Origin of the sequence: Kitasatospora sp. NPDC088391, from assembly GCF_044753345.1 — a bacterium.
In the GTDB taxonomy this organism is placed as follows: domain Bacteria; phylum Actinomycetota; class Actinomycetes; order Streptomycetales; family Streptomycetaceae; genus Kitasatospora.
Window position 1 is genome coordinate 66528 of sequence record NZ_JBIVNB010000009.1, and the last position, 19741, is coordinate 86268.

The window sequence follows — 19741 nt, forward strand, 5'->3', positions numbered from 1 at the left end:
AGCACTCGAACAAGCCCACACAACGCAAAGATCCCGTCCGATCACAAGGATCGGACGGGATCTCGTGACCACTCACGAGCCAGACTCGTGAACAGTCATTGGTGGAGCTGAGGGGATTCGAACCCCTGACCCCCTCGATGCGAACGAGGTGCGCTACCGGACTGCGCCACAGCCCCAACAAGAAGAAACTCTATCACCCCTGCCGGGGCACCCGTGACCATGGTCGACGCGGGCGCCCCGCCGGGTCATTCGTTGGCGGCCCGGGGCCGGTTCGACCAGTCCGCGGCGGCGGCCTGCGGGCCGGACTCGCCGTACTGGTCGAAGAGCGGGGTGGCCGGACGGCCGGAGTCCCAGGTGCGGGGGGCCGACAGGTCGAGGCCCCGGGTGGTGCGGGGGGCGACCGGGGCGGTCACGTAGGTGGGCAGCGGCACGGGGACGGGCTCCCAGGAGTCCGGCCCGGCGGCGGCCCGCTCGCGGACGCCGTCGACCCACTCCTCGTGCTCGGTGGCCTCGGCGAGTTCGCTGGCCCGGGTCGCGCTCGGGTCCGCGGGCTCGGCCTCGGCCGCGGGCGCCCCGTCCGTCCGGACCCGCTCGCGCTCGCGCAGCCGCTCGGCGGCCTGCGCGGCCCGGCCGCGGTCGAACTTGACCTCGTAGCGCTGCCGTTCGAGCCGACGCAGGTGGCCGATGTAGAGGGTGAGCAGCACGCCGGGGACGGCGGGCACCCAGAGGAAGGCGAATCCCGCCACCGCGGCGGCGACGGCGCCGAGCGCGAAGGCGAGGAAGAGCAGGGTGACCATGCGCCGCCGCCGGGCGAGCAGCCGGGCCCGGCGCTCGGCGGAGCGCCGCCCGTCCGGGTCGCGCTCGTCCCGGGCCGCGCGGTCGCGGTCCTCCCGGGCCGCGCGGACCGGCCGGTCCGCGGCGAGGTCCGCCGCCGGCCCGGGCGGGGCCGCGGACACGGGCACGGACTGGGCCACGGGTGCGGGCCCGGACACCGGCAGGGGCCCGGGCGCGGGCCCGGAGCCGGGCTCGGCGAGGTCCCCGTCCGGCGCGCCGTCGGGGTGCTGCTGGTCGGCGGTCTGGTCGCCGAGGGCTCGGGCCGCGCGCCGCTCCATGGCCGATCGACCGGCCAGCAGGCGGATCGCGGTACTGAAGCGTTCCGTCGGACGCGACTCGTTGAGCTCGTCCTGCCTGCGGAGCCACATCGGCACCAGATAGGCAGCCCAGGCCCCTACGATGACCGCGTAGATAAGGCCGCTACTGCTCACGTTTCACACGGTAAGGGCGCGGGCTGAGGCGCTGCAGCAATTTGGCACGGCGTGTCGTGCGATCAAGCTGATTCTCAGACTATTTTGCCGGTATTTGTGGTGGCTCGCCCCACCCCGGAGCACCGGTCGATGCCATATCGATACCTGCATTCGAACAGGTATTCAATTATCCTCCGGCGGCCGGTTTCTGAGTCGCCGAAGGCGTTCCAGCAATCCGTCGGCGGCCTCGTCCACGGTGAGCGCGTACACCAGGTGGTCGCGCCAGTCGCCGTCGATGTGCAGATAGCGGGGGCGCATTCCCTCCGCGCGGAAGCCGAGTTTCTCCACCACCCGGCGGCTGGGCCGGTTCTCGGGGCGGATGCACACCTCGATCCGGTGCAGGCCGAGGTCGCGGAAGCAGTGGTCGACGGCGAGCGCGACGGCGGTGGGCATGATGCCGCGGCCGGCGACCCCCTCGTCCACCCAGTAGCCGACGTTCGCCGAGCACATCGAGCCCCAGGTGATCCCGCCCACCGTCAACTGGCCGACCAGGCGGCCCCGGTGGACCACCACGAAGGGCAGCATCCGGCCGGCCGCGGCCTCGCCGCGCAGGTAGCGGACCATCTGCCGGTAGGTCGGCCGGGGCAGCGGGGCGCGGCCGGGCGGCGCGGGCGGCACGGTGGCCTCCCAGCGGCGCAGCCACTCCCGGTTGCGGCGGCTGACCTCCTGCCACTCGGCCTCGTCGCGGCGCCGGATCGGCCGCAGCAGGACGTCCCCCTCGGCCAGTTCGACCGGCCAGCCCGCGTTCAGCGCCCGCTCCCGGAGGAACCGGCAGTACCGGCAGTACCGGGAGCACCGGCAGTACCGGAGGAACCGGGAGCACCCGCGGCGTCCGCGGGCCCGTCGGTCCGCGGGTGGTCGCCGCCCGCCAGCTGGTCGACGGCGTGCGGCAGCAGCTCGGCGAGCACCGCCAGCCCGTCCCGGACCCCGCCGGTGGAGCCGGGCAGGTTGACCACCAGGGTGTTCCCGGCCAGCCCGGCCAGGCCGCGGGAGAGCGCCGCGGTGGGCACCTTCTCCCGGCCGCGGGCGCGGATCGCCTCGGGGATGCCGGGCAGCTGACGGTCGATCACCCGGGCGGTCATCTCGGGGGTGAGGTCCTGCGGGGAGATGCCGGTGCCGCCGGTGGTCAGCACCACGTCGTACCGGGCGGCGACGGCCGCGCGCAGCGCCGCCTCGACCGGTTCGCCGTCGGGGACGACCACCGGCCCGTCGGTCTCGAAGCCCATCCCGCGCAGCCCGGCGACCAGCAGCGGGCCGCCCCGGTCCTCGTACACCCCGGCGGCGGCCCGGTTGGAGACGGTGACGGCGAGCGCCCTCACTTGGCCTCCTCCTCGCGGTGCCAGTCGCCGCTCTTGCCGCCGGTCTTGCTGAGCACCCGGACGTCCTCGATGGCGGCGGCCTTGTCGACCGCCTTGACCATGTCGATGACGGTGAGCGCGGCGGTGGCGACGGCGGTGAGCGCCTCCATCTCGACGCCGGTGCGGTCGGCGGTGCGGACGGTGGCGGTGATCTCGACGGCGGTGTCGGTGACGGCCAGGTCGACGGTGGTGCCGGTGAGCGCGATCGGGTGGCAGAGCGGGATCAGGTCGGGCGTCCGCTTGGCGCCCATGATCCCGGCGATCCGGGCCACCGCGAGCGCGTCGCCCTTGGGGACGCCCTCGCCGCGCAGCAGTTCGACCACCCGGGGGGCGATCCGGACCCGGCCGGCCGCCACCGCGACCCGGGTGGTGGCGGCCTTCTCGGAGACGTCGACCATCCGGGCCGCGCCGGTGGCATCGACGTGGGTGAGGCGGTCGCCGGGTGGTGTGTCGGTCACGTGGGGCTCCAGTGCGCGCTGCGAATCTCGCGCTACCGTACAGCCCCGCCGCGGTCAGTCCGTGAGAAGGACCACATCGACGGTGCTGCCGGCGGGCAGCGCGGTGTCGTCCTCGGGCACCGTGATCAGGCAGTCGGCCAGCGCCAGCGCCCCGACCAGGTGCGATCCCTGGCCGCCAACCGGTGCCACGGTGCCGGCCGCCGGGTCGTACCGGCCGCGCAGGAACTGCCGCCGTCCGGCCGGGGAGCGCAGCGCGGCGGTGGTGGCGGCCCGCACCACGGGGCGGTGCGCGTCGGGGGCGCCGAGCATGGTGCGGATCACCGGGCGGACGAACAGCTCGAAGGAGATGTACGCGCTGACCGGGTTGCCGGGCAGCGCGAGCAGCGGCACCCCGGGGCCCGCGCCGATCCGGCCGAAGCCCTGCGGCTTGCCCGGCTGCATCCGCAACCTGCGGAAGTCGACGCCGCCGTAGTCCGCGAAGACCTCCTTGACCACGTCGTACGCGCCGACCGAGACGCCGCCGCTGGTGACGATCAGGTCGGCCCGGCCGAGCTGGTCCTCCAGCACGGCGCGCAGCGTGTCGGCGTCGTCGGGGACGCCGCCGACCCGGAAGGCGACCGCGCCGGCCGCGATCGCGGCGGCGGCCAGGGTGTAGGAGTTGGAGTCGTGGATCTGCCCGGGCCCGGCCGCCTCGCCGGGCGGGACGAGTTCGCTGCCGGTGGAGAGCACCACGACCCGGGGCCGCGGGCGGACCGCGACGGTGCCGCGGCCGATCGCGGCGAGCAGCCCGAGCTGGGTGGGTCCGAGCACGGTGCCGGCCCGCAGCACGGTGTCCCCGGCGGTGACGTCGCTGCCGCGCCGCCGGATGTGCGCGCCCTCGGCGACCGGGCGCAGCACCCGGACCTCCTCGCCCTCGGCGGCGGGGCCCATGCTGTCGGCGGCCCGGCCGGTGCCGGTGCCGCCGTCGGTCCACTCGACCGGGGCGACGGCCTCGGCGCCGGGCGGGACGGGCGCGCCGGTCATGATCCGGACGGCCTGGCCGGGGCCGACCGCGGGGAGTTCGCCGGCCCCGGCGGCGATGTCGCCGACGACGGCGAGCACCGACGGGTACGGTCCGGTGGCCCGGACGGTGTCGGCGGTGCGCAGGGCGTAGCCGTCCATCGAGCTGTTGTCGAAGGGCGGCAGGTCGCCGTCGGCGAGCACGTCCTCGGCGAGCCGGCACCCCTGGGCGTCCAGCAGGTGCAGCTCGATGGGCGGCAGCGGGACGACGTCGGCGAGCACGTCGGCGAGGTGCTCGTCGACGGTCCACAGGCGCGGCGGGGCCGGGGTGCCGGCCTCCTCCGCGCAGCAGGGGTCGGGCTTCCCGGTCATCGCCTCACGCTCGCCTTCGTGCTCGCCGTCCACGTGTCCCGCGGCCCGGCAGCCGGCCGGGCCGGTTCTCAGCCCTGCAGCTCGGCGGCCACGAACTGCCGCAGCCAGGTGCGGAATTCGGGGCCGAGGTCGTCGCGCTCGCAGGCCAGCCGGACGATCGCGCGCAGGTAGTCGGCGCGGTCGCCGGTGTCGTAGCGGCGGCCCTTGAACAGCACGCCGTGCACCGGGCCGCCGTTGTCCTCGTCGCGGGTGGCGAGTTCGCGCAGCGCGTCGGTCAGCTGGATCTCGCCGCCGCGGCCGGGTGGGGTCTCGCGCAGCACGTCGAAGACGGCCGGGTCGAGCACGTAGCGGCCGATGACGGCGTAGTTGGACGGCGCGTCGGCGGTGTCGGGCTTCTCGACCAGGTCGGTCACCCGGAAGACGTCCTCGCCGAAGCCGTTGGGCTTGACGGCGGCGCAGCCGTAGAGGTGGATCTGCGCGGGGTCGACCTCCATCAGGGCGACGACGGAGCCGCCGAGCTCCTGCTGGACCTCGATCATCCGGGCCAGCAGCGGGTCGCGCGGGTCGATCAGGTCGTCGCCGAGCAGGACGGCGAACGGCTGTCCGGCGACGTGCTGTTCGGCGACCGAGACGGCGTGGCCGAGGCCCTTGGGGTCGCCCTGCCGGACGTAGTGCATGCTGGCGAGCTGCACGGACTCCTGCACGCGGCGCAGCCGGTCGTGGTCGCCCTTGCGGGCGAGCAGCTCCTCCAGCTCGTAGGCCCGGTCGAAGTGGTCCTCCAGGGCGCGCTTGTTGCGGCCGGTGACCATCAGTATGTCGGACAGGCCCGCGGCGGAGGCCTCCTCGACGACGTACTGGATGGCGGGCTTGTCGACGACCGGCAGCATCTCCTTGGGAGTGGCCTTGGTCGCGGGGAGGAACCGGGTGCCGAGTCCGGCGGCCGGGACAACTGCCTTGGTGACCGGCGTACGGGCGTGCGTGTTCGTCATGCGTCGACCTTACTGAGGCGGGCATTCCACCCTGCTGGGAGCAAGGTGAATCGATTGTTAAGGCCTGTCACCTGCGGCACGGTGTCCGGTGGTGGTCGCGTGCGGGGTGAGGGGAGCCTCGCCGGGGCCGGAAGACACCTTACCGGGCGTCGTCGAGGCGTTCGGCCCTGCGGGCCCGCCGGGCACCGGATCGGCCGAGCGCCAGCAGTCGCCGCCCGCGACCCTGGCCGCGGCGAGCGCGCGGTCGGCGGAGCGCAGCAGGACCGCGGCGTGCGCACCGTCCCTGGGCAGCACGGCCAGGCCGATCGCGGCGGTCAGTCCGCTGCGGGCGTCGGGGGCGGCGGCCTCGCCGGGGTGACGGTCCGTCAACCGGTGCCGCCGGACCGACCAGCAGAGCCGCTCGGCGACCTGGGCGGCCCCCTCCGCGCCGGTGTCGGGCAGCAGCACCAGGAACTCTTCGCCCCCGTACCGTCCCAGGGTGTCGCAGCTGCGGATCTCCACCGCGAGGCGCTGGGCGAGGTCGCGGAGCATGGTGTTGGCGCGGGCCCGGCCGTGCTCGGCGACCAGGGCGTCGAAGCCGGCCAGTTCGACCATCAGCACGGCCAGCGGACGGGGGTCGACGGCGGTCGCCTCGGCGCGGCGGGCCCGCTCGATCTCCCGGTCCAAGGTGAGCTGCAGGTGACGGTAGTTCCACACTCCGGTGAGCGGATCGCAGGAGGCGGTGCGGCGCAGCTCGTCCCGTTCCCCGGCCAGTTCCGTGATCTTCGCCAGGAGTTCGGCCTCCCTGGTGCCCCGCCCGGCCCGCTCCCGGCGGCAGCGCAGCACGGCGGCACCGGCCGCCACCGGGGCGGCGGCACCGAGCGCGGCCAGGGCCTGGAGCAGGAGCGGGGTGGACATGCGGCTCCCTCGACGTGTCAGGCTCGTGTCACCGCATCGGGCGGACGACGGAGCTGAAGGGATGTGGACGGTGACTGCGGATCAGTTGTCCAACGACAAGGCGGCGCTCAGGACACGGCTGCTCGCCGAACGGCGGGCGCTGGGCGCGCCGGAGCGGGCCGCGGCGGCCGCCGCCCTGGCCGGCCACGCGGCCGGGCTGGTCCCGCCGGGCGGCACGGTCGCCGCGTACGTCTCGGTCGGCGCCGAGCCCGGCACCCGTCCGCTGCTGGCGGCGCTGGCCGCCGCCGGGGCGACGGTGCTGCTGCCGGTGCTGCTGCCGGACAACGACCTCGACTGGGCCCGCTACACCGGCGAGGACGGCCTCGCCCCGGCCGCCCGGGGCCTGCTCGAACCGGTCGGGCCCCGGCTCGGCCCCGACGCGGTGACCGGCGCCGACGTCGTCCTGCTGCCCGGTCTCGCGGTCGACGCCCGGGGCACCCGGCTGGGCCGCGGCGGCGGCTCCTACGACCGGGTGCTGGCCCGGCTCCGGGCGGCCGGCGCGACGCCGCTGCTGGCCACCCTGCTGTACGCCCACGAGCTGCGGCCCGCCGTCCCCGCCGAGCCGCACGACCTGCCGGTGCACGCGGCGGTCACCCCGGCGGGGGTCACCCGGTTCTGAGGCCGCCGGGGAACGCACAGAACCACGGGAACGCCGGGACCGCCGGGACCGCCGAGCACGCAGCGGGGCCGGGAGCGACGGATCGCTCCCGGCCCCGGCCCCGCGGCGCGGACGGTCAGACGGCGTACCAGTCGTTGGTGTCCGGGGTGCCGTAGACGTTGATGTGCTCGCCCTCGGCGTCGTCGAAGGTGTCGGTGCCGACCGTGAAGCTGCTGCCGTTGGGGCGGATGCCCTTGATGGTGACGTGCTCCTTGCTGCGCCCGCTCAGGGAGAGGGAGGCGCAGCCGCCGTTGGCGGCGGCGACCCGGGTGGCGAGGCCGCCGCGGTCGGTGAAGACGAGGTACGCGGGGTAGTTGCCCTTCGCGCAGATGCTGATGTTCGGGGCGGGCTGGAGGTTGGAGCTGTCGGAGGCGGCGGCCGGGGCGGCCATGGCCACGCCGGAGACCAGACCGGCGGCCAGCAGCAGGCCGGTGGCCCGGACGGAGCGCGAAGTGATGGACATGGGTCCTCCGAGGTCGTAGTGCGACGGGGGGCTCTCGTGCCCCTCGATCCGCTCAACGGCCTTGCACGCCGGGCCGGTTCAACGGGAAACCGGGCCTGCCGAACAGGTGTCGGGACGAAGAACGGGGCCCCAAGCGGAAGTTGAGGCCCCGTCAGGAAGTGCGCCGGGTCAGCCGGTGAGTCGCAGGGTGTTCCGGCCGGCCTTGGCGACGGCGTCCTTGCCGTAGGCCCAGGGCAGCAGTTCGCCCTTGGCCCAGAGTTCGGTCTGGTCGTTGTAGTTGGCGTGGAAGGCGTGCCCGGACGCGCCGCCGACGTTGATCCAGCGGGAGGCGTCGAAGTTGCTCAGGTCGACGACCATCCGCATCGAGGGGATCCAGTCCACCTCGTAGCCGGCCGCGGCGTTCCAGCCGGTGGCGTCGACCGCGGCGCTGCCGCCGGAGAGCTTGTAGGGGCCGCGGTCGAGGAGCCGGCGGACGACGCCGGAGGCGAGCGAGGAGTCGTCGCTGCCGAGCGTGGGCTCCTTCAGGGTGAGCTGGTGCAGGCGGCCCCAGCTCCAGGTGGAGATGTCCTTGCTGAGGCGCGAGGTGAGGTCCTGGCGGGCGTCCTTGAGCGCCTCGGCGAGCAGGTTGTCGAGGCCGTGCTGCTGCTGGTGGTTGGAGTCGATGTAGTCCCACCACGGCGACCTGGGGTTGGCGAGCTGCTGGCGGACCACCTCCGTCCAGCGGTCGCCGCCGTCCGGCTGGGCCTGCGAGGGCTTGCGGGTGCCGCACTCGGTGACGGCCTGCGCGGCGCCGCCGAGGGCGTCGTCGGGCAGGGTGTTGTCGCGCTTCTGCCGGACCAGCAGGCAGTCGCCCTCGACCCGGAGGTCGGCGGGGAACTTCTGCCCGAAGGCGAGGGTGAGCAGCGCCCGCCAGACGCCGTTGTAGTACGCGGCGGCGGCCGAGTCGGCGTCCTGGTGGTAGTTCCAGTCCTTCAGCAGGTCCTGGGCCTCGCGCACGTAGGGGTCGTCGATCTTGACCTTGAGCAGCAGCGGGACGAGTTCCTTGGCCAGCACGCTGGTGTTGTCGAGCTGCATGGCCTGCATGTCGTCCGGCGAGATCTTGCCGCCGTTCTTCAGCTTCTCCTGGATCTGGTCGGTGATCTCCTTGGCCCGGGTGCCGTACTCCCAGTCGGTGGTGAGCATCGGCTTGTAGGTCTGGTCGACGACGGCCTGGTTGGCCGTCACGATGTAGCCCTCGGGCGGGTTGTAGGCGTAGGGCAGCGACTTGAACGGCAGGAAGCTCGCGTTCCAGGCGTAGCCGGAGTCCCAGCCGGGGGCGGGGTAGCGGCCGTCGCCCTTGCCGCGGACCGGGATCAGGCCGGGGGCCTGGTAGCCGATGTTGCCCTTGGTGTCGGCGTAGATCAGGTTCTGCGCGGGGACGGCGAAGTCCTGGGCGGCGGCCCGGAACCCGGCGAAGTCGGCGGCCCGGTCGAGCTTGAAGACGGCGTCCATGGTCTTCCCGGGCACCAGCGCGGTCCAGCGCAGCGCGACGCCGTAGCCGGCCGCCCGGTCGGGGGCGGTGAGGCCGGCGGGGGCGTTGCGGCCGACCCGCTGCTCCTCGGAGGACTGGTCGGAGATCAGCGGCATGCCGTCCTGGGTGGTGCGGACGGTGATGGTGCGGTCCTCGCCGCCGGCCACCTTGATGGTCTCCTTGCGGACGGCGAACGGGACGTCCTTGCCGTCGAGCAGGTAGGTGTCGGGGCCGGTGACCTTCTCCAGGTAGAGGTCGGTGACGTCGGCGCCGAGGTTGGTGAAGCCCCAGGCGACGTCCTTGTTGTGGCCGATGACCACGCCCGGCATCCCGGCGAAGGTGTAGCCGGCCACGTCGTAGCCGCAGCTCGGCGAGGTGCTGCGGCAGTGCAGGCCCATCTGGTACCAGATGGACGGCATGCCGGGGCCGAGGTGCGGGTCGTTGGCCAGCAGCGGGCTGCCGGTGGTGGTGTTGGCGCCGGACACCACCCAGGAGTTGGAGCCGATGCCCTGGCCCTGCGGGCCGAGCAGCTGCGGCAGCGCGCCGACCTTGCCGGACAGGTCGCCGAGCAGCGCCTGCGCGGCGGCCCGGGCCTGCGCCCCGCCCGCGGGGGCGGCCCCGGGCACGGCGGGCACGGTGGTGCCGGCCCCGGGGGTGTAGGTGCCGTCGGCGGCCAGCTTGCCGGTCTTCACGATGGTGCCGTTGCGGTCGTACGGGTACGCCGGGTAGAGCTGCTCGATCTGCTCGGTCCCGAAGTCCTGGGTGAGCAGCGAGCGGTCGATCTCCTCCTGGAGGTTGCCGGACAGGCTCCAGGCCATCGCCTTGAGCCAGGCGACCGAGTCGACCGGGTCCCACTTCTCCGGCGTGTAGTCGGAGTTGACGGCGCCGAGCAGCGCGTACTCCAGCGAGGCGCCGGCCCCGCCGGGGTGCTCGGCGAGCCAGGCGTTGACGCCCTCGGTGTAGGCGGTCAGGTTGCGCTTGGTGTCCTCGGACAGGACGGTGTCCCACTCCTTCCGGGCGACCTGGCGCCAGCCCATGGTGCGCAGGAAGGAGTCGTTCTCGACGGCGGAGGAGCCGAACATCTCGGCGAGCCGGCCGGAGGTGACGTGCCGGCGGACGTCCATCTCCCAGAACCGGTCCTGGGCCTGCACGTAGCCCTGGGCGCGGAACAGGTCGGCGTCGGTGTCGGCGTACAGCTGCGGGATGCCCTTGTCGTCGCGGACCACGTCCACCGGGGCGGACATGCCGGGCACCTTGACGGTGCCGCCGACCTGCGGGAAGGAGGAGCGGACGGTGTCCACCGCCCACCAGCCGCCGCCCGCCAGACCCGCCACCAGCAGAACGGCCAGCAGGATCACGATCAGACGTGCGCGCCGGAACTTCTTCGAGCGGGGCATCCCAGTCCTTGTTTGAGGGTGCGGCCGTGACAGGTCACCACATTAGGGCGGCGGCCCGGACGGCCGTGCACGGGGGACACCGGCGGTGGGTCGACGGTGTCGTTGGGACCTTACTCGGCCCGGGGCGGGAAGCGGTCCTGGCGTAAAGATCAAGTAAAATGTTAGACTGAGTAACGATCCGTCAGCCGCCCTTCCCTGCCAGAGGTGCCCCTGCGTGACCGTTGACCGCCTGAACACCCTGCTCCTCGAATCGGCCGTGATCCTGCTGTTCGCCGTGGTGGCGGTGCGGATCTCCACCCGGTCCGGACTGCCCTCGCTGCTGATCTACCTCGGGATCGGCGTCGCGCTCGGCCAGAACGGCATCGGCGTGAACTTCGACAACGCCGAGCTCACCCAGGTCCTGGGCTACGCGGCCCTGGTGGTCATCCTCGCCGAGGGCGGTCTGAAGACCAGCTGGCGGTCGATCAGACCGGTGGTCCCGGCCGCGGCCGTGCTGGCCACCGTCGGCGTCGCGGTCTCGGTGTTCGTCACGGCCGCCGGCGCGCACTGGCTGGTCGGCCTGGAGTGGCGCACCGCGCTGCTGCTCGGCGCGATCGTCTCCTCCACCGACGCCGCCGCGGTCTTCTCGGTGCTCCGGCTGGTCCCGCTGCCCAAGCGCCTCACCGGCCTGCTGGAGGCCGAGTCCGGCTTCAACGACGCGCCCGTGGTGATCCTGGTGGTGGCCTTCGCCACCACCGGCGAACTCGACCCCTGGTACGTGCTGGTCGGCACCATCGTGGTCGAGCTGGCGGTCGGCGCGGCGGTCGGGTACGCGGTCGGCCGGCTCGGCGCCTACGCGGTGCGCCGGATCGCGCTGCCCTCCTCCGGCCTGTACCCGATCGCGGTGCTGGCGCTGATCGTGCTGGCCTACGCGGGCGGCGCGCTGCTGCACGCCTCCGGCTTCCTGGCCGCCTACCTCGCCTCGGTGATCCTCGGGAACTCCAAGCTGCCGCACGGCCCCGCGGTGCGCGGCTTCGCCGACGGCCTGGCCTGGATCGGCCAGATCGGCATGTTCGTGGTGCTCGGCCTGCTGGTCACCCCCGCCACCATGGGCTCCGCGCTGGTGCCGGGCCTGGTCGCGGGCGCGGTGCTGGTGTTCGTCGCCCGGCCGCTGTCGGTGCTGGTCACCATGACGCCGTTCCGGGTGCCCTGGCGGGAGCAGGCCCTGCTGTCCTGGGCCGGCCTGCGCGGCGCGGTGCCGATCGTGCTCGCCACCATCCCGCTCGTCTCCGGCGCGGCCGACGCCCGGCAGCTGTTCAACGTGGTGTTCATCCTGGTCGTGGTCTTCACCCTGCTCCAGGGCCCGACCCTGCCGATGGTCGCCGGGTGGCTGCGGATCGGCGAGGGCGACCTCGGCCAGGACCTCGGCATCGAGTCCGCCCCGCTGGAGAAGCTGCACGGCCACCTGCTGTCCGTGCAGCTCTCCCCCGGCTCCCGGATGTCCGGCGTCGAGGTCTCCGAACTGCGCCTGCCCAAGGGCGCGGCGGTCACCCTGGTGGTGCGCGAGGGCTCCAGCTTCGTCCCGGACCGGATGACGGTGCTGCGCGAGGGCGACGAACTGCTGGTGGTCACCACCGACGAGGTCTCCGAGGCCGCCGAGCACCGACTGCGGGCCGTCGACCGGGGCGGCAAGCTCGCCGGATGGCTGCACAACGCCGAGGGTCCGCCTTCCGATTCCAGGAGGAAGCCGCGCTGAGCCGCTAAGCTGAAGGCAGTAACCCCTAGATCTTTCCGTATCTGCCTGATGCAGAGTCGGCGCGACCGCTCGGCGGCCGGCCCCGCGGCACACCGTCCGCGGCCCGGCAACAACCCCGGTCGACGCGCGAGAGGACGACTCTCGGCGCCGGACCGGTCCACCGCGACCTCCCGCGCTACCAGGCGGCAGAGAGGACCGACCGTGGCGGCCCGCCGACCGGTCGACGACCCCAGCACCACCAGCGGCACCGGCTACGGGGCGCTGCTGCGCACCCCCGGTTCCTGGACCTTCCTGCTCCCCGCCCTGGCGGCCCGCCTGCCGTACGCCATGCTCAGCCTGGGCATCGTGCTGCTGGTGCACGACACCACCGGCTCCTACGGCCTGGCCGGCGCGGTCGCCGCGGTCGCCGCCGTCGCCCAGGCGCTGGTCGGCCCGCAGACCGGCCGGCTCGCCGACCGGTACGGCCAGGCCGCCGTGCTGGTCCCCAGCGTGGTGGTGCACGCCCTCGCGGTGGCCGCGCTGGTCCTGCTGGCCCGCGGCGGCGCCCCCGACTGGACGCTGTTCCTGGCCGCCGCCCCGGCCGGCGCCGCCGTGCCGCAGGTCGGCGCGATGGTCCGGGCCCGCTGGGTGCACCGGCTGGACGCCCGCCCGGGCCTGCTGAACACCGCCTTCGCCTTCGAGTCGGTCACCGACGAGTTCACCTTCGTGGTCGGCCCGATGCTGGCCACCGGCGTCGCCACCCTGGCCGACCCGTCCGTCGGCCTCGCCGCCGAGGCCGCCCTCACCCTGCTCGGCGGCCTGGCCTTCGCCGCCCGCCGGGACACCGCCCCGGTGCCCACCGGCCCGGCCGCCCCCGGCCACCGGCGCGCCTCCGCGCTCGCCTCCCCCGGCGTCCGGCTGCTGGCCGGCGCCTTCCTGGGCCTGGGCACCGTCTTCGGCACCCTGCAGGTCTCCATCACCGCCTTCGCCGAGGACGCCGGCTCCGCCGGGCTCAGCGGCCTGGTCTACGGCCTGTTCGCCACCGGCTCGATGGCGGCCGGCGTGCTCTACGGCCTGGTCCCGTGGCGCTCCGGCGCCCGGCAGCGGATGGTCGCCTGCTACGCGCTGCTGGTGCTCGGCTGCTCGACCCTGTGGGCGATGCCGAACCTGGCCGCGCTGACCGCGGCCTGCCTGTTCTGCGGCCTGGCCATCGCGCCCACCCTGATCACCGGCTACACCCTGGTGGAATCGCTGGTCGCGGACGGCGCCAAGACCGAGGCGTTCACCTGGCTGACCGGCGCGATCGGCCTCGGCCTGGCCCTCGGCTCGACCGCCGCCGGGCAGCTGATCGACCGCTCCGGGCCCTCGCTCGGCTTCACCGTCGCACTGGCCGGCTCCGGCCTCGGCCTGGTGGCGCTCGTCACGATGCGCCGTCTGCTGGCCGTTCCGGCCCCCGCCGCACGTACCGTGGCCCGGGGAGGAGTCGTTCGCGAACAGCTGGCCGGCGCCGCCCGGCGCGGCTGAGCCGCTGGACTCCACCAGCGGAATGCCGCATCATGGACCGTCGTTAGCACTCATGGCGTGAGAGTGCCAGGGGGAGTGACAGGAGGAAGCGGAAAGTGCCCACGTACCAGTACCAGTGCACCGAGTGCGGCAACGGCCTCGAGGCGGTGCAGAAGTTCAGCGACGACGCGCTGACCACGTGCCCCGACTGCCAGGGGAAGCTCCGCAAGGTCTTCTCGGCGGTGGGTGTGGTGTTCAAGGGCTCCGGCTTCTACCGCACCGACAGCCGCTCCAGCTCCAGCAGCTCGGTGGGCTCCTCCTCGACCCCGTCGACCTCTTCGTCCTCGACGGCGTCCTCTTCTTCTTCGACGTCCTCGACGTCGTCCTCGTCGTCCTCGTCGTCGACGAGCAGCTCCGCCTCCGGCGCGAGCTGAGCCCGCTCCGCCGAGCCCCGGTCCGCACCGCGGACCGGGGCTCCGGCACGCCCGGGGCCGGGCGGTCACGGGCGGTGCTCCGAACGGCGCAGCGCCGCCACCCGGACGGGTGAGGGCGGTCGTCCACAGGGCGGGGTTGTCCACAGGGTGCGGAAGCGGCGGGCGGGGCGGGGCCGACGGGGCGCAGGATGGCCGGCGCCTCCCCCGTCCGCCCCGGAAGGACCCGCCGCCGTGACCGCCGCCGTGTTCCCCCCGCTGCCCGCCGCGCTCGTCCCGCCGCGCCGCGAAGTGCCCGATTTCCCGCCGATCCGCGGCACCGCGCGGGGCCGCCACCGCTGGCGGCACGCCCTGCGGCGGTGTCCGGGACTGTTCGCGGCGGGTGCCCTCGCGCTGGCGGCGGCCCTGGCGTCCGGCCCGGCGCACCCGGGGGGCGCCGACCGGCCGCCGGCCGCCGGATGCCCCCGATCGTCAACCGGGAGCCCGTGAATTCACCCGTGACCTTCTCCGCGGCCCGCCGTTCGACGCGGCATGAAAGGCTTCAAGGAATTCCTGCTCCGCGGCAACGTGGTGGACCTGGCCGTCGCCGTCGTCATCGGCGCTGCCTTCACCAGCGTCGTCAACGCGTTCGTCAAGGGCGTGATCAATCCGCTGGTCGGCCTGTTCGGCACCAAGGACCTGGCCGCCTACAGCTCCTGCCTCAAGGGCCCCTGCGAGGTGGACGCCGCCGGGAACGTCACGTCCGGCATCTTCATCCTCTGGGGCTCGGTGCTCAGCGCCGCGCTCAGCTTCCTGATCACCGCCGCCGTCGTCTACTTCCTGCTGATCCTGCCGATGAACCACTTCATGCGGAAGCGCAAGAGCGTGGAGGAGGAGGCGCTGGAGGCCGAGGCGAAGGAGGTCGAACTGCTCACCGAGATCCGCGACGCGCTGGTGCGCCGCTGACGGCCGCGGCTACTTCTCGCCGTGGTGCGGCGGGCGCTGGCTGCGGTACCAGTCCAGTCCGCGCTCGCCGCCGCCGCCGCGGTCCTCGCCCCAGCCGCGGTCGGTGTCGTCGGAGCTCTGCTGGTCGAACGGGTCCCGGAAGACCAGGCGGGGCGCGGGCCGGTCGGCGGGTTCGGTGGGCCCGGCGGGTTCGGTGGGTTCGCTCATCCCCCCACTGTAGGACCGGCGGGCGCCCCGCCCCGGGGCGCCCGGCCCGCCGGTCACGCGGCCTCGAAGCCCGCGTGGTCGGCGATCTTCTTCAGCTCCGCCAGGGCGTGCTTCTCGATCTGGCGGATCCGCTCGCGGGTCAGGCCGTGCTGCTTGCCGACCTCGGTCAGGGTCCGCTCGCGGCCGTCCTCCATGCCGTAGCGGCTGCGGATGATCGAGGCAGTGCGGTCGTCCAGCCGGCCGATCAGGCCGTCCAGCTCCTCGCGGCGCATCATCACCATCACCGCGTCCTCCGGGGAGACCGCGCCGGTGTCCTCCACCAGGTCGCCGAACTGGGTCTCGCCCTCGTCGTCGACCGCCATGTTGAGGCTGACCGGGTCGCGGGACCAGTCCAGCACGTCCTTCACCCGCTGCTCGGTGCTGTCCAGCTCGGCGGCGATCTCGGCCGGCTCGGGCTCGCGGCCCAGCTCCTTGGCCTTCTCGCGCTGCACCCGGCGGATCCGGCCCAGCTCCTCGACCAGGTGCACGGGCAGCCGGATGGTGCGGGACTGGTCGGCGATCGAGCGGGTGATCGCCTGCCGGATCCACCACGTCGCGTAGGTGGAGAACTTGAAGCCCTTGGAGTAGTCGAACTTCTCCACCGCGCGGACCAGGCCGGCGTTGCCCTCCTGGATCAGGTCGAGCAGCGGCAGGCCGCTGCGCGGGTAGCGGCGGGCGACCGCGACCACCAGGCGCAGGTTGGAACGGATGAAGACGTCCTTGGCACGCTCGGCGTCCCGCGCCAGGAACCGCAGCTCCTCGACCGTCGCACCGGCGGGCAGCTCGCCCTCGTCGAGCAGGTGCTGGGCGAAGACCCCGGACTCGATCCGCAGGGACAGCTCGACCTCCTCGGCGGCGTCGAGCAGGGGCGTCCTGGCGATCTCGTCGAGGTACATGCCGACCAGGTCGCGGTCGGCTTCGAGGTTGGTCGGGCGGGCGGTGCGAGTCCGATCGGCCCTGTCGCGAACGACGGCACGGGTGGCCATGCTTGCTCCCTCACTGACGCTGCCGGGGGCGCTCCGTTCCGCCGCTCGGCACGGGTGTGCGGGCCGGTAGCGGCCCACACGTAACGATCCAACGCACAGAAATCGGACAACATTCCCAAGTGACTCAGTTTTTCCCCGGGCATGCAGTATCCTGCCGAATTTCACTTCCGTGATGGACGGAGCGTGATCCGGTCGACACGGGGTGCGCACACCGCGCCTCCACCACCGCCACCGGATCGGCGCGCGGCCTTCGCGGCGCGTCCGCACAACCGATGCCGAATCGCTATCGCTCCACGGCCCGTTCGCCTCCCGCCGCTGGGAAGGTGTCTGTCATGCACCAGCCCAGTGACTCCGGGGCGGCGGCCGCACCGGGCGGGCGCCGGGAAACGCACCGCCACCCGTTCCAACGCCGCAGGGTGCTCCGTTGTGCCGGGGCGGCGCTGGCGGGCGCGGCGCTGTGCGCGGTGCTGCTGGTGCTGGTGCGGACCGGCTGGACCCCGCTGGCCCGGCTGGACTCGGGCTGGACGGCCGGGCTGCACCGGTACGCGGTGCGGCACCCGGTGTGGACGGCGGCCGTGCAGACCCTGGCCGACCTGGGCGCGCCCTGGGTGCTGCGGACCCTGCTCGGGGCGGTCGCGCTGTGGCAGTGGGTGCTGGGCGCCCGGGTGCTGGCGGCCTGGACGGCGGCGCAGGCCCTGGTGGCCTGGCTGGCCGCGGGGGCGGGCCGGGAGCTGATCGACCGGGCCGGGCCGCGGTTCGCCGACCCGGTGGCGCTCGGCCCCGGCGGCACCTTCCCGTCCGGGCCCGCGCTCGCCTCGGCGGTGGCCTGCGGGGCGCTGCTGGCCCTGGTGTGGCCGCGGGCCGACCGGGCGGTGCGGGCGGTCGCGGGCACGGCGGCGGCGGTGACGGTGCTGGGCGTGGGCTGGAGCGGGATCGCGCTGGGCACGCACTGGCCGAGCGACGTGCTGGCGGCCTGGCTGGCGGCGGTCGCGGTGCCGACCGGGGTGACGCTGGCGGTGGAGCTCTGGCTGCCCGGTCGGCTGGGCCGGGACGCCCTACTGCTGCGCCGGCGGACCCGCCCCCGGGTGCAGCGGGTGCTCGCGCCGCCGCTGCCGGGGTCCGCGCCGGAGCGCGATCCGGGGCGCTCCTGACGATTCGTGATCAACGTCACACGCCGGGGCGGTTCCTCCGGCGGAGGGAACGGGCAGGCCCGGCAAATCGCCGGTTTCCCGGCGCCCCCGCCCCGCCCCGCCGCCCCGGCCGTCACCCCCCGGAGGGCCCCGGGCGGCACCCGACTCCCCATCAGGTGCCGAGTTGCGGCAGACTTCTGCGGCTGGATGCAGCCTGCAACCGGCAGGTGGAGCCCCGGCCAGGCCCGGTCTCCGCGCACACATCCCACAGGGCGCCGGACGGGCACCGAGCTACGGGGGGTCCGACGACCTTGCACACCACGGACGGCGCCAACGACCCCTACGGCCGGCCGGGCGGTCCCGCGCTGCCGCCGCACGACCCGGCGCGCACCCCGCCGTACGACCCGCCGACCGTGCAGCTCGGCCGGGTCGCCGGACCGGCCCCCGTACCGGCCGCCCCGGCCGTCCCGCCGCAGGCCCCGCCGCCGCCCGCCGTCCCGCCGCAGCGGGTCGAGCCGGACGCCGGGGCCGAGCAGCCCGCCGAGCCCGCCGCGAAGGCCGCCGCGTCCACCGCGCGGAACGGGATGATCATGGCGCTGGGCTCGCTGGCCTCGCGCGCCCTGGGCTTCGTGCGCAGCGCGGTGCTGGTGGCGGCGCTGACCACCGGCCCGGTCGGCGAGGCGTTCAACGTGGCGAACTCGCTGCCGAACATCGTCTACATGATGCTCATCGGCGGCGCGCTGGCCTCGGTGTTCGTGCCGGAGCTGGTGCACGCGATGCAGACCCACCGGGACGGCGGCCAGGCGTACATCGACCGGCTGCTCACCCTGTGCACGGTGATCCTGGTGGTGCTGACGGTCGGCGCCTGGCTGTTCGCCCCGCAGATCGTCGACATGTACTCGGAGTTCGAGGGCGCACAGCGCGACCTGGCGATCGCCTTCGCCCGGTACTGCCTGCCGCAGATCTTCTTCTACGGCGTGTTCACGCTGCTCGGCCAGGTGCTCAACGCCCGGGACCGGTTCGGCGCGATGATGTGGACGCCGGTGCTGAACAACGTGGTCGCGATCGGCGTGTTCGGCGCCTTCCTGTGGGTCGGGCACGACGCCACGAAGGTCGGCGGCATCACCGCCGGTGACACCGCGCTGCTGGGCATCGGCTCGACCCTGGGCATCGTGGTGCAGGCCGCGGCGCTGCTGCCCTCGCTGCGCAGCTCCGGTTTCCGCTACCGGCCGCGCTTCGACTGGAAGGGCGCGGGCCTGACCCGGCCGCTGCGCTCGGCGGGCTGGGCGCTGCTGCTGGTGGTGGCGACCCAGCTGTCCTTCGCGGTGGTGACCTCGCTGAGCACCGGCGCGGGCGCGGCCGCCGCGAAGGAGGGCATCGCGGGCGGCCACGGCTTCTCGGCCTACACGAACGCGTACCAGCTGTTCATGGTCCCGCAGGGCGTGATCACCATCTCGATGGTGACGGCACTGCTGCCGGGCCTGTCCCGGGCGGCCGCGGCGGGCGACTACCGGAAGATCGGCGAGGACCTGTCGGGGATGCTGCGCTCCTCGGCGGCGATGATCGTCACCGCCTCGGTGCTGTTCGTCGCGCTGGCCCCGCAGGTCGCGATGGCGGCGTACGGCTACGGCTCGGGCAGCACGGTGCGGGCCGACGCCATGGTGGTGGCCACCCTGCTGACGGCCTTCGCGGTCGGCCTGCCGGCGTTCTGCGCGCAGTACGCGCTGGCCCGCGGCTTCTACGCGATCAACGACGCCCGGACGCCGTTCTGGATGACGCTGATCACCACCGCCTCGAACGCGGCGCTCTGCCTGGTGGCGTACCAGGTGCTGTCGCCGCGCTACATCGTGGTCGGCATGGCGGTGGCGCACAGCCTGGCCGCGCTGGTGTCGGTGGTGGCGACCGGCGGGGCGCTGGGCCGCCGGCTGCGCAAGGGGCCCACCGCCCCCGCCCCCGCCGCCGCACCGGCCGCGCCGGACGCCACCCTGGTGCTGCGCAAGGACGCGGTCGCGGCGGGCGCCAACGCCACCGTGGACTTCGGCGTGCTGCGCGGCGGCAAGGGCCGCAGCGGGCTGGCGGGCGGCCGGCTGGTGACACTGCACCTGGGCATCGCGCTGGCCTGCCTGCCGGGCGCGCTGGCCGCGCACTGGCTGGCGGGCCGCTTCGGCCCGACCCTGCTGGGCAGCGCCGCGGGCCTGGTCGTCGGCTCCCTCCTGGTGCTGGTCTCCCTGTTCGTCCTGGCCCTCCCGCTGGGTGTCGGCGGCGCGGTCTCCCCGTTCGCCCGCCGCCTGCGCATCCCGTACCCGTCCCCGACCGTGGTCGGCAAGCACCGCCGCTGAGCG

Annotated in this window: 18 protein-coding genes and 1 tRNA gene; 7 read left to right on the top strand and 12 right to left on the bottom strand. The window is 74.2% G+C overall.

Annotated features, from left to right (window positions below):
• Nucleotides 1–99 precede the first annotated feature (99 nt).
• From ACIQBJ_RS25150 to ACIQBJ_RS25185, 8 genes are all read right to left on the bottom strand, one after another.
• Nucleotides 100–176 (bottom strand) — tRNA-Ala (locus ACIQBJ_RS25150).
• Between the two features lie 69 nt (nt 177–245).
• The gene (glpR, locus tag ACIQBJ_RS25155; RefSeq protein ID WP_400714774.1) at nt 246–1265 is read right to left on the bottom strand and encodes a gephyrin-like molybdotransferase receptor GlpR; all 1020 of its coding nucleotides are present in this window, start codon (nt 1263–1265) and stop codon (nt 246–248) included.
• 162 nt (nt 1266–1427) lie between these two features.
• Nucleotides 1428–2054 (bottom strand): GNAT family N-acetyltransferase, encoded by a 627-nt coding sequence (locus ACIQBJ_RS25160; RefSeq protein ID WP_400715308.1) that lies wholly within the window; start codon nt 2052–2054, stop codon nt 1428–1430.
• A complete protein-coding gene (locus tag ACIQBJ_RS25165; RefSeq protein ID WP_400714777.1) occupies nt 2051–2623 on the bottom strand; it encodes a molybdenum cofactor biosynthesis protein B in 573 nt (190 codons plus the stop codon). Before ACIQBJ_RS25165 ends, ACIQBJ_RS25160 begins: the two co-directional genes overlap by 4 nt.
• A complete protein-coding gene (gene moaC, locus ACIQBJ_RS25170) occupies nt 2620–3060 on the bottom strand; it encodes a cyclic pyranopterin monophosphate synthase MoaC (protein ID WP_400715310.1) in 441 nt (146 codons plus the stop codon). The genes ACIQBJ_RS25165 and moaC overlap by 4 nt, the downstream gene beginning before the upstream one ends.
• Before the next feature lie 114 nt (nt 3061–3174).
• The gene (glp, locus tag ACIQBJ_RS25175) at nt 3175–4491 is read right to left on the bottom strand and encodes a gephyrin-like molybdotransferase Glp (RefSeq protein WP_400714780.1); all 1317 of its coding nucleotides are present in this window, start codon (nt 4489–4491) and stop codon (nt 3175–3177) included.
• A 68-nt stretch (nt 4492–4559) separates the two neighbouring features.
• On the bottom strand, nt 4560–5480 hold the full coding sequence (gene galU / locus ACIQBJ_RS25180; RefSeq protein ID WP_400714783.1) for a UTP--glucose-1-phosphate uridylyltransferase GalU: 921 nt from the start codon (nt 5478–5480) through the stop codon (nt 4560–4562).
• Between the two features lie 57 nt (nt 5481–5537).
• Nucleotides 5538–6377, bottom strand: coding sequence for a GGDEF domain-containing protein (locus ACIQBJ_RS25185; RefSeq protein WP_400714786.1), 840 nt, complete (start codon nt 6375–6377; stop codon nt 5538–5540).
• A 61-nt stretch (nt 6378–6438) separates the two neighbouring features.
• On the opposite strand from ACIQBJ_RS25185, the gene ACIQBJ_RS25190 reads away from it, so the two are divergent.
• Nucleotides 6439–7035 carry a 5-formyltetrahydrofolate cyclo-ligase gene (locus tag ACIQBJ_RS25190; RefSeq protein ID WP_400714789.1) on the top strand — a complete coding sequence of 199 codons (597 nt, stop codon included), beginning with the start codon at nt 6439–6441 and terminating at the stop codon, nt 7033–7035.
• Between the two features lie 115 nt (nt 7036–7150).
• Here ACIQBJ_RS25190 and ACIQBJ_RS25195 read toward each other — a convergent pair whose 3' ends face one another.
• Together ACIQBJ_RS25195 and ACIQBJ_RS25200 are read right to left on the bottom strand one after the other, a co-directional pair.
• Entirely contained in the window at nt 7151–7537 is a 387-nt protein-coding gene (locus ACIQBJ_RS25195; protein ID WP_400714792.1) for a hypothetical protein, read from the bottom strand.
• A 168-nt stretch (nt 7538–7705) separates the two neighbouring features.
• On the bottom strand, nt 7706–10444 hold the full coding sequence (locus ACIQBJ_RS25200) for a penicillin acylase family protein (RefSeq protein ID WP_400714795.1): 2739 nt from the start codon (nt 10442–10444) through the stop codon (nt 7706–7708).
• Between the two features lie 214 nt (nt 10445–10658).
• On the opposite strand from ACIQBJ_RS25200, the gene ACIQBJ_RS25205 reads away from it, so the two are divergent.
• The 4 genes from ACIQBJ_RS25205 (at nt 10659) to mscL (ending at nt 15037) form a co-directional block, all read left to right on the top strand.
• Nucleotides 10659–12179 (top strand): potassium/proton antiporter, encoded by a 1521-nt coding sequence (locus ACIQBJ_RS25205; protein ID WP_400714798.1) that lies wholly within the window; start codon nt 10659–10661, stop codon nt 12177–12179.
• Nucleotides 12180–12380: 201 nt separating this feature from the next.
• The gene (locus ACIQBJ_RS25210; protein WP_400714801.1) at nt 12381–13682 is read left to right on the top strand and encodes an MFS transporter; all 1302 of its coding nucleotides are present in this window, start codon (nt 12381–12383) and stop codon (nt 13680–13682) included.
• Between the two features lie 95 nt (nt 13683–13777).
• Nucleotides 13778–14095 carry an FmdB family zinc ribbon protein gene (locus ACIQBJ_RS25215; protein WP_400714804.1) on the top strand — a complete coding sequence of 106 codons (318 nt, stop codon included), beginning with the start codon at nt 13778–13780 and terminating at the stop codon, nt 14093–14095.
• A 528-nt stretch (nt 14096–14623) separates the two neighbouring features.
• Nucleotides 14624–15037 (top strand): large conductance mechanosensitive channel protein MscL, encoded by a 414-nt coding sequence (gene mscL, locus ACIQBJ_RS25220; protein WP_400714807.1) that lies wholly within the window; start codon nt 14624–14626, stop codon nt 15035–15037.
• Between the two features lie 9 nt (nt 15038–15046).
• Here mscL and ACIQBJ_RS25225 read toward each other — a convergent pair whose 3' ends face one another.
• Both ACIQBJ_RS25225 and ACIQBJ_RS25230 read right to left on the bottom strand, forming a co-directional pair.
• Nucleotides 15047–15244 carry a hypothetical protein gene (locus ACIQBJ_RS25225; RefSeq protein WP_400714810.1) on the bottom strand — a complete coding sequence of 66 codons (198 nt, stop codon included), beginning with the start codon at nt 15242–15244 and terminating at the stop codon, nt 15047–15049.
• 53 nt (nt 15245–15297) lie between these two features.
• A complete protein-coding gene (locus ACIQBJ_RS25230; RefSeq protein WP_400714813.1) occupies nt 15298–16269 on the bottom strand; it encodes an RNA polymerase sigma factor RpoD/SigA in 972 nt (323 codons plus the stop codon).
• Nucleotides 16270–16601: 332 nt separating this feature from the next.
• Between ACIQBJ_RS25230 and ACIQBJ_RS25235 the strand changes: the two genes are divergently transcribed.
• Both ACIQBJ_RS25235 and murJ read left to right on the top strand, forming a co-directional pair.
• The gene (locus tag ACIQBJ_RS25235) at nt 16602–17420 is read left to right on the top strand and encodes a phosphatase PAP2 family protein (RefSeq protein ID WP_400714816.1); all 819 of its coding nucleotides are present in this window, start codon (nt 16602–16604) and stop codon (nt 17418–17420) included.
• A 290-nt stretch (nt 17421–17710) separates the two neighbouring features.
• Nucleotides 17711–19738 carry a murein biosynthesis integral membrane protein MurJ gene (murJ, locus tag ACIQBJ_RS25240; protein WP_400714819.1) on the top strand — a complete coding sequence of 676 codons (2028 nt, stop codon included), beginning with the start codon at nt 17711–17713 and terminating at the stop codon, nt 19736–19738.
• The last annotated feature ends 3 nt before the right edge of the window (nt 19739–19741 follow it).

What these genes read in the sequence shown, in the direction of transcription:
- moaC (WP_400715310.1), bottom strand. Translation starts at nt 3,060, where the DNA reads ATGGTCGACGTCTCCGAGAAGGCCGCCACCACCCGGGTCGCGGTGGCG.
- glp (WP_400714780.1), bottom strand. Translation starts at nt 4,491, where the DNA reads ATGACCGGGAAGCCCGACCCCTGCTGCGCGGAGGAGGCCGGCACCCCG.
- galU (WP_400714783.1), bottom strand. Translation starts at nt 5,480, where the DNA reads ATGACGAACACGCACGCCCGTACGCCGGTCACCAAGGCAGTTGTCCCG.
- ACIQBJ_RS25185 (WP_400714786.1), bottom strand. Translation starts at nt 6,377, where the DNA reads ATGTCCACCCCGCTCCTGCTCCAGGCCCTGGCCGCGCTCGGTGCCGCC.
- ACIQBJ_RS25190 (WP_400714789.1), top strand. Translation starts at nt 6,439, where the DNA reads ATGTGGACGGTGACTGCGGATCAGTTGTCCAACGACAAGGCGGCGCTC.
- ACIQBJ_RS25195 (WP_400714792.1), bottom strand. Translation starts at nt 7,537, where the DNA reads ATGTCCATCACTTCGCGCTCCGTCCGGGCCACCGGCCTGCTGCTGGCC.
- ACIQBJ_RS25200 (WP_400714795.1), bottom strand. Translation starts at nt 10,444, where the DNA reads ATGCCCCGCTCGAAGAAGTTCCGGCGCGCACGTCTGATCGTGATCCTG.
- mscL (WP_400714807.1), top strand. Translation starts at nt 14,624, where the DNA reads ATGAAAGGCTTCAAGGAATTCCTGCTCCGCGGCAACGTGGTGGACCTG.
- ACIQBJ_RS25225 (WP_400714810.1), bottom strand. Translation starts at nt 15,244, where the DNA reads ATGAGCGAACCCACCGAACCCGCCGGGCCCACCGAACCCGCCGACCGG.
- ACIQBJ_RS25230 (WP_400714813.1), bottom strand. Translation starts at nt 16,269, where the DNA reads ATGGCCACCCGTGCCGTCGTTCGCGACAGGGCCGATCGGACTCGCACC.
- ACIQBJ_RS25235 (WP_400714816.1), top strand. Translation starts at nt 16,602, where the DNA reads ATGCACCAGCCCAGTGACTCCGGGGCGGCGGCCGCACCGGGCGGGCGC.